The following is an 11,865-nucleotide window of genomic DNA, read 5'->3' as shown; positions in this document are numbered from 1 at the left end:
AAAAGGAACTTGCGTTTCACAGAGTGAGACGTGAGTATCGTTTCATGGACAACAGTAGCGGCGTCGGCGTTCTGGACAAGGCAGCCCTTGTTCTGAGCGCTCTGGAGTCCGGACCCGCCACCCTCGCAGGACTGGTCGCGGCCACCGGACTGGCACGACCCACGGCCCACCGGCTGGCCGTGGCTCTGGAACACCACCGCATGGTGGCACGCGACATGCAGGGCCGTTTCATTCTGGGCCCGCGCCTCGCCGAGCTGGCCGCGGCCGCCGGCGAGGACCGCCTCCTCGCGACGGCCGGCCCGGTGCTCACGCATCTGCGGGACATCACCGGCGAGAGCGCGCAGCTCTACCGCCGCCAGGGCGACATGCGCATCTGCGTCGCCGCGGCGGAGCGCCTGTCGGGCCTCAGGGACACGGTCCCGGTCGGCTCGACGCTCACCATGAAGGCGGGCTCCTCGGCGCAGATCCTGATGGCCTGGGAGGAGCCGGAGCGCCTGCACCGCGGCCTCCAGGGCGCCCGCTTCACGGCCACCGCCCTCTCGGGCGTACGACGCCGCGGCTGGGCCCAGTCCATCGGCGAGCGCGAGCCGGGTGTCGCCTCCGTCTCCGCACCGGTACGCGGCCCCTCCAACCGCGTAGTGGCCGCCGTCTCGGTCTCGGGCCCCATCGAGCGCCTGACCCGCCACCCGGGCCGCATGCACGCCCAGGCGGTCATCGACGCCGCCGCCCGCCTCTCCGAGGCACTGCGCCGCACGGGCTGAGGACGCCGGGATCGTCGTATCCCCGTCGGAGCAGGACCGGCCTCAACGCCGCGGCAGGTTCTGGACCGACGGGCAGACGACCCACCCAGAGGCGCGGGGAACTGCGCGCCCAAGCCCCACCGGCCGTCAGCCGTCCGCCCGCCGTCGTGGCTCGCCGCGCAGTTCCCCGCGCCCCTCAGGGCGTCACACTCCCGGACTTGTGGGCGAACCGCTCCTTCGCGGACCGCCCCCGCCGCTCCACCGGCACCTGTCCATGCGCGGCCGCCAGTCCGAACGCCGGCATGTCCGCGTAGATCGACTCGTACGACCCCTCCGGCACCACGTACGCCTCGTGCCACAGGCCCACGTGCTGACGCGCCTTCCCCGGCTTCTCCTTGCGGTTGATCATCGCCCACGCCCGGGGGTGGAACATCTCCGGCGAGTGCGCGTACGCGTACAGCTTCTCCTTGGACTCCCAGTACTGGACGACGTAGTACGTCCGCGGTGAGGCCGTCAGCAGGACGTGCGAGAGCAGTCCCCGCTCCGGCGCCCGCTGCAACTCCCGCAGCATCCGCGGCATGGCCAGGAGGACCGGGCCCCAGTGGTGCACGGCCCAGAAGTGGTTGATGCGCATGCCGATCAGCAGGACGACCACGTCTCCCTCCGTGGACGCGGTGGTGCGGCCTGCGGTGACCTTCTTCCCGAGCATGGGACCCCCTCGTTGGCGAGCTGCACTATCCGACTGCGAATGCTTGGATAGTGCCGGTATCCGAGAGGGGGCACAAGAGGTGCGACTGGCCGAACTCAGCGAGCACAGCGGGGTGTCCACCGCGACGATCAAGTACTACCTGCGCGAAGGGCTGTTGCCGCCGGGCCGCCAGATCAACGCCACGACGGCCGAGTACGGCGAGGACCATCTGCGCCGACTGCGGCTGGTGCGGGCGATGATCCAGGTCGGCAAGGTGCCGGTGGCCACGGTCAGGGAGGTGCTGGGGCACGTCGACGACGACTCCCTGCCCCGCACGATGCGCCTGGGCGCGGCGGTCTGGGCGCTGCCGCAGGTCCCGGAGCCGGACGCGGACGATGAGTTCGTGCGGGGTGCCCGGGTCGCGATGGAGGAGTTGCTCAGGGCGCTGGGGTGGTCCCACGCCCAGGCCATGACGAGCGTCTCCCCCTCGTTCCGCTCCCTGGTGGTGGCGGCGGCCGCGCTCCGTCGTCTCGGCTACGACTGGAGTCCCGAAATGCTCGTGCCCTACGCGCGGTTGATGCGTCAGGTGGCCGAGCTGGACATGGCGTTCATGGAGTCACAGGTGTCGGAGGCCGAGAAGGCCGAGGTCGCGGTGCTGGGCGTGGTGCTCGTCGAGCCGATGCTCCGGGCACTGCATCGGCTGGCCCAGGAGGAGGAGTCGACGCGGAGATACGGTCTCGAATGAACCCGGGACGCAGCGAAGGCCCTCCGCCTGAGCGAAGAGCCTTCGTCTTGTACCCCCGACCGGATTCGAACCGGCGCTACCGCCTTGAGAGGGCGGCGTGCTAGGCCGCTACACAACGGGGGCCCTAGCGATCCTGCACGCGTTTAATTTACAACGCCGCAGGTCCGAGCTGGTCTACCTGGACTCGAACCAAGAATGACGGTACCAGAAACCGTAGTGTTGCCAATTACACCATAGACCATTGCAATTTAAACTACTGCGTACCCCCGACCGGATTCGAACCGGCGCTACCGCCTTGAGAGGGCGGCGTGCTAGGCCGCTACACAACGGGGGCCCTAGCGATCCTGCATGAGCGTCAGCGGGTGCGACCCTGACTGACCCTCCGGGAAGGATCTGTACCCCCGACCGGATTCGAACCGGCGCTACTGCCTTGAGAGGGCAGCGTGCTAGGCCGCTACACAACGGGGGCTTTGCGGAGCTGGATCTCCGCGATGCAGATGAGCTCTGCGAGCTGGCCTACCAGGACTCGAACCTAGACTAACGGAACCAGAAACCGTCGTGCTGCCAATTACACCATAGGCCACTGGAACGCAACCTCCGGTGGAGATCTTGTTCTAGTTGCGTCCCCGGTTCTCCGGCCTTTCGGCCCGCTCCCCGGCGGCGCAGGAAGAACATTACCCGAAGGTGGACGGGGCTCCAAAACGGGTATCCGAGCCGAGGATCGCGGGGAGTTCGGCGAGCGAGGCGATGCGGCGCGGTCCGGCGGGCGTGGGGACCTGGGCGTGCACACCGCCCTCGCGGTCGATCCAGACGGACAGCAGTCCGGCCTCGGCGGCGCCCCGGCCGTCGATCTCCGGGTGGTCACCGACGTACGCCACCTGGTGCGGGGCCAGCTCCAAGGCGTCGCAGGCCGCGAGGAAGGCGCCGGCCTCGGGCTTGGAGACACCCAGCTCGGCGGCGCACAGGATGACCTCGAAGCGGTCGTGGACGCCGAGGGCGCGCAGTTTGCGGTCCTGGACGTGGATGCTGGAGTTGGACAGCACCGCGTGCCGGTGACTGGCGGCGAGGGCGTCCAGAACGGGCAGGACGTCCGGGAAGAGGACCCAGGCGGTCTCGTAGTGCGTGATGTACCGCTGGAACCAGGCGTCGGCCTCCGCGTCGGTCAGCTCCTCCCCCAGGAACACCCGCACCCGGTCCCGTCGCTGGCCCTGGAAGTCGACCTCCCCCGCCGAGAACCGCGCCCACTGCGCGTCGGTGACAGCCCGCCACCGCACGATGGCCTCCTCGACGCTCTCGTACGCCTCCAGCAGCCCCTCGGCCGCCAGGTGCAGACGCATTCCGATGCGGTCGGCTCCCGTGTAGTCGAACAAGGTGTCGTCGACGTCCCAGACAACGGCGCGGATGCTCATGGACCCGACGGTACCCGGCGTCCCGGGCCGCGTCCGGTGGTTGGGGGCCCTCAGGACGGGTCGGGTGCGACGAAGAAGTCCGTGAGGAAGCACGTGACCTCGCCGGAGGCGGACCGTCCGATCCAGGTGGGGTAGAAGCCGTCGCCCCAGCCGGAGGTGAAGGCGGCGAGGGTGTGACCGGTGGAGGGGGACGTGACCAGGTGCGGGCCACCGGACCAGTCACTGTTCTCGAAGGCGTCCCACAGCGGGCCCTCGTCCTCCTGCGCCTCCGGGAAGGCTTCCTCCGCGGCGGCGTCGTAGAAGCAGCCGGTCCCGGCGTCCACGCCGTAGCCGAAGAACTCGTCGTCCTTGAGCTCCGCGGGATCCTGCTCGGGGCGCAGGGCCAACTCCCAGGCGGCGGCGGGCTCGTCGCGGATGACCAGGCGGGCGGCCGCCACCCTCAGGTGGGGCTTGGCAGCCGGGGGCTGGTCGGGTCGGCCCAGGGTCGCGACGGCCGCCTCCACGCGGTAGCGGCCGGGAGTCACGGAGACCGTGAACGGCTCGATGTCCCCCGAGCCGAGGTAGACGAACGGGTCGCAGGCGACGACCCGTCCGGTGGGCAGGTCGAGCTCCCCTCCCCCGGCCACGTGGATCACGCCGGTCGTCCCGGAGTCGTGGGCGAAGGTGCTGCCCGGTGTGAACAGCCAGGTGTAGTCGCGGGGGGACATCGGCATGGACGCGCCTTTCCGGATCTTGTGCGGGTGAGCCGGAACACTAGTGCGCAGCACTGACAGTGACGCGTGAGGGGCGGCACCCGGTGTCCGGGTGCCGCCCCTCACGCGTGCGTGCCCTAGGCGGCCAGCTTCTCCAGCGCCGCGTCGATGCGGGCCAGCGTCGTCTCCTTGCCCAGGATCTCCAGGGACTCGAAGAGGGGCAGGCCGACCGTGCGGCCGGTGACGGCCACGCGGACCGGGGCCTGGGCCTTGCCGAGCTTGAGGCCGTGGGTCTCGCCGGCGGCCAGGACGGCCTCCTTGAGGGACTCCGGCGAGGTCCAGTCGGCCGACTCCAGCTTCTCGCGGGCCGTGCGCAGGAGGGCGTCCGAGCCCTCCTTCATCGCCTTGGTCCAGGAGGGCTCATCGAAGACCGGCTCCGGGAGGAACAGGAAGTCGACGTTGTCGGTGATCTCGGAGAGCACCTTGAGGCGGGTCTGGGCGTGCGGGGCGATCGCCTGCCACTTCGTCTCGTCGAAGTCCTCCGGGGCCCACGGGGCGAAGGGAGCCTTCAGCCACGGGGCGCAGCGCTCCGTGAAGTCCTTCACGTCCAGGAGACGGATGTGGTCGGCGTTGATCGCCTCGCACTTCTTCAGGTCGAAGCGGGCCGGGTTGGGGTTCACGTCCGCGATGTCGAAGGCCGCGATCAGCTCGTCGGTGGTGAAGATGTCCTTGTCCGCCGAGAGCGACCAGCCCAGCAGCGACAGGTAGTTGAGCAGGCCCTCGGGCAGGAAGCCGCGCTCCCGGTAGAGGTTGAGCGAGGCCTGCGGGTCGCGCTTGGAGAGCTTCTTGTTGCCCTCGCCCATCACGTACGGCAGGTGGCCGAAGGCGGGCACGCTCTTCGCGACGCCCAGCTCGATCAGCGCCTTGTACAGGGCGATCTGGCGCGGGGTGGAGGACAGCAGGTCCTCGCCGCGCAGGACGTGCGTGATCTCCATCAGCGCGTCGTCGATCGGGTTCACGAGCGTGTAGAGGGGCGCCCCGTTGGCCCGCACGATCCCGTAGTCCGGCACGTTCTCCGGGGTGAACGTCAGCTCGCCGCGGACCAGGTCCGTGAAGGTGATCGTCTCGTCGGGCATACGGAAGCGGACGATGGGCGTACGGCCCTCGGCGACGTACGTCGCGACCTGCTCGTCGGTCAGGTCGCGGCAGTGGCCGTCGTAGCCGGAGGGCTTGCCGGCGGCGCGGGCGGCCTCGCGACGGGTGTCCAGCTCCTGCTGGGAGCAGTAGCAGTGGTAGGCGTGACCGGCGTCCAGGAGCTTGGCGGCGACGTCCTTGTAGAGGTCCATGCGCTGCGACTGCCGGTACGGCGCGTGCGGGCCGCCGACCTCGGGGCCCTCGTCCCAGTCGAAGCCCAGCCAGCGCATCGAGTCGAGCAGCTGGTTGTACGACTCCTCGGAGTCGCGGGCCGCGTCGGTGTCCTCGATGCGGAAGACGAGCGTGCCCTGGTGGTGCCGGGCGAACGCCCAGTTGAACAGGGCGGTGCGGACCAGGCCCACATGGGGGTTACCGGTGGGCGAGGGGCAGAAACGTACGCGGACGGGTGCGCTAGCCACGCTTGACAACCTTGTTGGTGAGAGTGCCGATGCCTTCGATGGTGACGGCGACCTCGTCGCCGACGGTGAGCGGCCCGACGCCTGCCGGGGTGCCCGTGAGGATCACGTCGCCGGGGAGCAGCGTCATGGCCTCGGAGATGTTGACGATCAGATCCTCGATTCCGTGGATCATCTCGCTGGTGCGGCCGAGCTGGCGTTGCTCGCCGTTGACGGTGAGCTGGACCGTCAGGTCGGAGGCCGTCTGCAGGTCCATGCCGGTCTCCACCCAGGGGCCGAGCGGGCAGGAGGTGTCGAAGCCCTTGGCCCGCGCCCACTGCTTCTCGCGCTTCTGGACGTCCCGGGCGGTGATGTCGTTCGCGCAGGTGTAGCCGAAGATGACGTCCTTGACGCGCTCGCGCGGGACCTCGCGGCACATCCGGCCGATGACGACGGCCAGTTCGGCCTCGTGGTGGACGTCCGCGGAGAAGGACGGGTACTGGATGTCGTCGCCGGGGCCGATCACCGAGGTGGAGGGCTTGAAGAAGGCGAACGGGACGTCCGGGACGTCGTTGCCCAGTTCCTTCGCGTGGTCGGCGTAGTTGCGGCCGTACGCCACGACCTTGTTGGGGAGCACCGGCGGCAGCAGCCTGACCTTGCTCAGCGGGACCTTCGTACCGGAGAGCTCGAAGTCCGCGAACGGGATGCCCTTGATGATGTCGAGGACGAGCTCGTCCGGCCTGTCGCCCTCGACCGCGCCGAAGGCGACGTTCCCGTCGATGGAGAATCTGGCGATGCGCACGGGATCTGGGCGCCCCTCTACTCGGCCGGCTGGAGTCTGATGCTCCAGGCTAACGCGGGGAGGGGTCCTTGCCTCGCGCGATACGCCCGGGCCACCTGCCCCAAGGGCGGTGATCCGGGCGCGCTACGGTTACTTCGCCGCGGAGACCGGGATCTCCATCAGGACCGTGCGCCGGGGGTTGGCGGTCTGGGCGGGGAGGTCGAGCGGGTGCTCCGGCTGCTCCGGCGTCTGCAGTGCGTCGGCGCCCTCGAGGTGCGCCAGCGTCGTGCGCCGCGGGTTGGCAATGTTGCGGAACATCATCGTCGTCTTCACGGTTGTACTCGACCTCGAATGTGGTGGGTTGGACAGATGCGGCCTTCTTGTAAAGCGTCAGGCTAAACATTCTCTTCCCTCCCGAACTTGCGAAGACCCCGTGATCGGCATGTGAGTTTGCTCACTTACGTGTGGGCAAACCGGACAATTCCGAGCCACAACCCACCCCAACGAAACGGACATTGACTCCCTGAAACCCTCATTCCGCTCCTGATCATGGCGACTGGGACACCTCGCCCCGGAGGGAGACTCGCGGGCCTATGTCCGATATCGACATGAACGCATTCCACACCCGGTGACACGGTCCTCACGTGGTGTCACGTAGGTCACGGTCTGACCCATGGACCTTGTTGGAGATCCTGCACTGTGCTGGAATTCCACGGACCGCCGCGGGATCGAACCGGCGCACAGGGGGCGCAGAGAATGCGCCGAGCGGCGGTGAGAAGGGGGAGGCAGCGCCGGTCAATCACGAACCACCCGGGGTGCGCATTCAGGGCGCTCCCCACAACGCCGACACCGTGCTCCGCCGTTCTGCGGAGGAGCGCCTGGTCCAGAGGTTGCGACGCTAGTGCAGGGACGTTTCAAGAGGGATGGCAGCGCTTCGGCCGAGCCGGAGCGGCACGGCGGGACTGGCCCCAATGTCGGCAGTTCCTCCCCCCAGCACGCCCAGAACCCGGGCCAGTCGGCCGACGGTGGTGCCGGCACCGGGCGCCCCGGCACGTCGGCGTCCTCGGGCCCCGCGGCCACGCCGCCGGTGAAGCCCCCGAAGGGTCCGAGCGGCCCGGGCTCGCGCATGGCCCTGCGCAACTGGCGTATCTCCACGCGCCTGGTGTCGCTGCTCGCGCTCCCCGTCGTGGCGGCCACCTCGCTGGGCGCGCTGCGCATCAACGACTCCATGGACGACATCCAGCAGCTCGACAACATGAAGCTGCTGACGGAGATGACCAAGCAGGCCACCGAGCTGGCCGCCGCCCTCCAGGACGAGCGCGACCAGTCGGCCGGGCCCCTGGCGCACAACTCCACGGCGAGCAACATCACGGTCAAGGGCTACCGGGACAAGACGGACCGCGCCGCGACCAACTTCGTCAACGCCGCCGAGGACATCGACACCGCCGGCAAGGACGGCAACCTCCAGGGCGTCCGCGACAGCCTCGTCGGCCTGGTCCGCGACCTGGACACGCTGAGCAAGATCCGCAGCGACGCCTACGAGACCAAGGGCAACGCCACCCAGACGGTGGAGTCCTACCACCGTCTGATCACCCACCTGCTGGACCTCTCCCAGGACATGGCCGAGGCCACCAGCAACCCGGACATGATCCAGCGCACCCGTGCCCTGGCGGCCTTCTCCTCCGCCAAGGAGTACGCCTCCATCCAGCGCGCGGTCCTCGCCGCGGCCCTGCCGGCCAACAACACGAGCCTCGGCAACCTCACCGAGAACGACCGGCTGTACGCCCAGGGCGCCCTGGAGAGCGAGGAGTCCGACCTCAACAGCTTCCGGAGCATCTACGGCGACGACAGCGCCGAGACCCTCCTCAAGCCGATCGAGAACGGCAGCTCCACCATCGCGGCCTCGGACCAGTACGCCGGCCGTGCTTTCGGCCGGCCGGAGGGCCTTGCCGACCTGGACCGGCGTTCCTACAAGGACTGGGTCGACGACAGCTCGACCAAGATCCAGCAGATGGGCAACATCGAGCACTCGCTGCTCGAGGACATGGAGCAGAAGGCCCGCGAGCTGCGCAACGCCACCGAGCGTGACGCGATCATCGCCGGTGCGCTGATCCTGCTCGTGCTGGGTGTCTCCCTGGTCGGCGCCTTCGTCGTCGCCCGGTCCATGATCCGCTCGCTGCGCCGCCTGCAGGAGACCGCCACCAAGGTCGCCCAGGACCGGCTGCCCGAGCTGGTCAAGCAGCTGTCCGAGTCCGACCCGCAGGACGTCGACACGTCCGTGGAGTCGGTCGGTGTGCACTCCCGGGACGAGATCGGCCGGGTGGCCGCGGCCTTCGACGACGTGCACCGCGAGGCGGTCCGCCTCGCCGCCGAGCAGGCCCTGCTGCGGGGCAACGTCAACGCGATGTTCACCAACCTCTCGCGCCGCTCCCAGGGCCTCATCCAGCGTCAGCTGTCGCTCATCTCCGAACTGGAGTCCCGCGAGGCCGACCCGGACCAGCTGTCCTCGCTCTTCAAGCTCGACCACCTCGCGACGCGTATGCGCCGTAACGGTGAGAACCTCCTCGTCCTCGCCGGTGAGGAGCCCGGCCGCCGCTGGACCCGTCCGGTCCCGCTGGTCGACGTGCTGCGTGCCGCCGCGTCCGAGGTGGAGCAGTACGAGCGCATCGAGCTGTCCTCCGTGCCGACGACCGAGGTCGCCGGCCGCGTGGTCAACGACCTCGTGCACCTGCTCGCCGAGCTGCTGGAGAACGCGACCTCGTTCTCCTCGCCGCAGACCAAGGTCAAGGTCACCGGTCACGCGCTGCCCGACGGCCGAGTCCTGATCGAGATCCACGACACCGGCATCGGCCTCTCCCCCGAGGACCTCGCCGCGATCAACGAGCGGCTCGCCTCGCCGCCCACCGTGGACGTCTCCGTCTCCCGCCGCATGGGCCTGTTCGTGGTCGGCCGGCTGTCCCAGCGCCACGGCATCCGTATCCAGCTGCGCCCGTCCGACTCCGGTGGTACGACCGCGCTGGTCATGCTGCCCGTCGATGTCGCCCAGGGCGGCAAGAAGCCCCAGCCGCAGCCCAAGTCGAGTCAGGGCGCCCCCGGTGTTCCCGCCGCGGCGCAGGCCGCCGCCGGTGTGGCCGCGGCCCGTCGTGGCGGCGGCAACGGCCAGGGCGGCGGCGCCCTCGGCGGTGCTCCCGGCGGCACGGGCGGTGGCGCTCTCGGCGCCGGTGCCTCCTCGGGCGGACGCCTCAACGCCGGTCAGGGACCGCGGGCCGCGCTGCCCGGCAGTGGCCAGGGCGGTCGTCCCGGCGGACAGCGCGGACCGCAGGGTCCGGGTATGCCTCCGCAGGGCCGGCCGGCTCCGGCCGGAGCCGGCGCCGGGTTCGGTGGCCAGGCGCCGGGTGCCCCGCAGGGCCTCCAGGCCGCGGGCACGGGCGGTCCGGGCCAGGACGCCTTCAGTGGTCAGGACGCTTTCGGCGGCGGACAGGACGCCTTCGGCGGCCGGGGTGCCGTACCCCCACAGCCGCAGGCCCCGAACGCCGGCCAGGCTCCCGAGCCGGGCGGCCGGCGTCGGCGGCCGCAGCTGCCGGGTCGCGGTGGTCCGCGGGCCGAGCTGCCCGGCGGCGACCAGCAGCCCCGCACCCCGAGCTGGAGCGACGAGAACGCGCAGCCGCCGGTGCCGCGCGCCTCGCTCGACGTCCCGCGCGGCCACGACGAGCAGGACCCCGCCGCCACCTCGCGCATGCCGCGGATCGAGCAGCACCAGGGTCCGGCGAGCACCTCCGAGTTCCCCCGCCCGGACTTCAACTCCCCCCAGAACACCGGCCAGTTCGCGAGGCCCGGCACGAGCGGCCCGCAGAACACCGGCCAGTACCCGCGCCAGGGATCCAACGGCCCCCAGGACACGGGCGAGTTCCCCCGCCCGGGCATGAACGACCCGCAGAACACGGGCGGGTTCGTCCGCCCGGACGTCTTCGGCACTCAGTCCGGACAGAACGGCGGCTCGCAGAACAGCGGCTCCCAGACCGGGCAGTTCGCGACTCCGCAGGCCTACGACAACGGCTCGACCGGCCAGTTCGCGATGCCGGGCTACGACGGCGGCTCCACCGGTCAGCACTCGCTGCCGGGCCGTCAGGACCCCGCGTCCACGGGTCAGTTCGAGCGTCCCCAGACCAACGGCGCCGACTTCGGTGCCCCGCGGCCGCCCATGCCGCCGCGGCCCCAGCAGCGGCCGGTCCGCCAGGAGCCGGAGGCGTTGCCGCCCGCGGGTCCCGGTGACGGCCGTACGCCGCTGTACGACACCTTGGAGACCAACTGGTTCCACGGCAGCCAGCAGCAGGGACAGGAGCAGCCGGCCAGCGGCAACGGCTCCTCCCCGGCCGAGGCTCCGCGGCAGCAGCAGACTCCAGCGGCCCCACAGAGTTCTGCCGCAGCTCCGCAGCGGCCCGCGGCCTCCGCGGGCTGGCGCAGCTCACCCAATGACGACCTCGTCCGGCAGGCGGAGCGTGTGCGCCAGCCGGCCGCGGGCGGTGTCACCACCTCCGGTCTGCCGCGCCGGGTGCCCAGGGCGAACCTCGTCCCGGGTACCGCTCAGCAGCAACAGCACCAAACCGGTCCGCAGGTCTCGCGTTCGCCTGACGACGTTCGCGGCCGGCTGACCAATCTCCGTCGGGGTATCGCACAAGGTCGTCAGGTCGGCGGTAACGGCCAGACGGGCAGCTTCCCGAACCCCACTCACCAGCAGGAGCGTTAGTTGAGCCCGATGAGCCAGGCGGCACAGAACCTCAACTGGTTGATCACCAACTTCGTGGACAACACCCCAGGGGTGTCCCACACCGTCGTCGTGTCCGCCGACGGCCTCCTTCTGGCGATGTCCGAGGGCTTCCCGCGCGACCGTGCCGACCAGCTGGCGGCCGTCGCCTCCGGGCTGACCTCGCTCACGGCGGGTGCCTCGCGGATCTTCGAGGGCGGCAGCGTGGCCCAGACCGTCGTGGAGATGGAGCGGGGTTTCCTCTTCCTCATGTCCGTCTCGGACGGTTCGTCGCTCGCGGTGCTCGCGCACCCGGAATGCGACATCGGCCTCGTCGGCTACGAGATGGCACTGCTCGTCGACCGCGCGGGCGCCGTGCTCACGCCCGATCTGCGAGCCGAGCTTCAAGGCAGTCTGCTCCACTGACCCGCCCGGATCCACCTGTCTCACCACATCACCGTCCGGCCGCCACAATCC

General features: G+C 70.2%; 10 protein-coding genes and 5 tRNA genes. 4 read left to right on the top strand and 11 right to left on the bottom strand.

What is annotated here, in order from left to right:
- The first annotated feature begins 44 nt into the window (after positions 1-44).
- Positions 45-761: an IclR family transcriptional regulator NdgR gene (gene ndgR, locus ACZ39I_RS15790; RefSeq protein WP_007384919.1), complete on the top strand. Its 717-nt coding sequence runs from the start codon at positions 45-47 to the stop codon at positions 759-761.
- A gap of 175 nt (positions 762-936) precedes the next feature.
- Here ndgR and ACZ39I_RS15785 read toward each other — a convergent pair whose 3' ends face one another.
- The gene (locus ACZ39I_RS15785) at positions 937-1,449 is read right to left on the bottom strand and encodes a DUF4188 domain-containing protein (RefSeq protein ID WP_467244956.1); all 513 of its coding nucleotides are present in this window, start codon (positions 1,447-1,449) and stop codon (positions 937-939) included.
- A gap of 79 nt (positions 1,450-1,528) precedes the next feature.
- On the opposite strand from ACZ39I_RS15785, the gene ACZ39I_RS15780 reads away from it, so the two are divergent.
- Positions 1,529-2,173 (top strand): MerR family transcriptional regulator, encoded by a 645-nt coding sequence (locus ACZ39I_RS15780; protein ID WP_467244955.1) that lies wholly within the window; start codon positions 1,529-1,531, stop codon positions 2,171-2,173.
- A 50-nt stretch (positions 2,174-2,223) separates the two neighbouring features.
- Here the strand turns inward: ACZ39I_RS15780 and ACZ39I_RS15775 are convergent.
- From ACZ39I_RS15775 to ACZ39I_RS15730, 10 genes are all read right to left on the bottom strand, one after another.
- Positions 2,224-2,296: transfer RNA gene (locus ACZ39I_RS15775), tRNA-Glu, on the bottom strand.
- 46 nt (positions 2,297-2,342) lie between these two features.
- Positions 2,343-2,414, bottom strand: a tRNA-Gln gene (locus ACZ39I_RS15770).
- Between the two features lie 20 nt (positions 2,415-2,434).
- A tRNA-Glu gene (locus ACZ39I_RS15765) sits at positions 2,435-2,507 on the bottom strand.
- Positions 2,508-2,569: 62 nt separating this feature from the next.
- A tRNA-Glu gene (locus ACZ39I_RS15760) sits at positions 2,570-2,642 on the bottom strand.
- 42 nt (positions 2,643-2,684) lie between these two features.
- Positions 2,685-2,756: transfer RNA gene (locus tag ACZ39I_RS15755), tRNA-Gln, on the bottom strand.
- Between the two features lie 91 nt (positions 2,757-2,847).
- Positions 2,848-3,582, bottom strand: coding sequence for an HAD family hydrolase (locus ACZ39I_RS15750; protein ID WP_467244954.1), 735 nt, complete (start codon positions 3,580-3,582; stop codon positions 2,848-2,850).
- A 50-nt stretch (positions 3,583-3,632) separates the two neighbouring features.
- Positions 3,633-4,295: a DUF4241 domain-containing protein gene (locus ACZ39I_RS15745; protein WP_467244953.1), complete on the bottom strand. Its 663-nt coding sequence runs from the start codon at positions 4,293-4,295 to the stop codon at positions 3,633-3,635.
- 116 nt (positions 4,296-4,411) lie between these two features.
- Positions 4,412-5,896 (bottom strand): glutamate--tRNA ligase, encoded by a 1,485-nt coding sequence (gene gltX / locus ACZ39I_RS15740; RefSeq protein WP_467244952.1) that lies wholly within the window; start codon positions 5,894-5,896, stop codon positions 4,412-4,414.
- Positions 5,880-6,665, bottom strand: a complete 786-nt coding sequence (locus ACZ39I_RS15735; RefSeq protein WP_467244951.1) for a fumarylacetoacetate hydrolase family protein — start codon at positions 6,663-6,665, stop codon at positions 5,880-5,882. The genes gltX and ACZ39I_RS15735 overlap by 17 nt, the downstream gene beginning before the upstream one ends.
- Before the next feature lie 129 nt (positions 6,666-6,794).
- Entirely contained in the window at positions 6,795-6,977 is a 183-nt protein-coding gene (locus ACZ39I_RS15730; protein ID WP_352389385.1) for a hypothetical protein, read from the bottom strand.
- A 568-nt stretch (positions 6,978-7,545) separates the two neighbouring features.
- Between ACZ39I_RS15730 and ACZ39I_RS15725 the strand changes: the two genes are divergently transcribed.
- Positions 7,546-11,391, top strand: coding sequence for a sensor histidine kinase (locus tag ACZ39I_RS15725; protein WP_467244950.1), 3,846 nt, complete (start codon positions 7,546-7,548; stop codon positions 11,389-11,391).
- A 9-nt stretch (positions 11,392-11,400) separates the two neighbouring features.
- Positions 11,401-11,814 (top strand): roadblock/LC7 domain-containing protein, encoded by a 414-nt coding sequence (locus ACZ39I_RS15720; RefSeq protein WP_003993189.1) that lies wholly within the window; start codon positions 11,401-11,403, stop codon positions 11,812-11,814.
- Positions 11,815-11,865: the final 51 nt, after the last annotated feature.

It is taken from the genome of Streptomyces sp. NPDC024687 (assembly GCF_055559055.1).
Note: the sequence above shows the minus strand (reverse complement) of the source record. Positions and strands in the feature narration are given on the sequence as shown.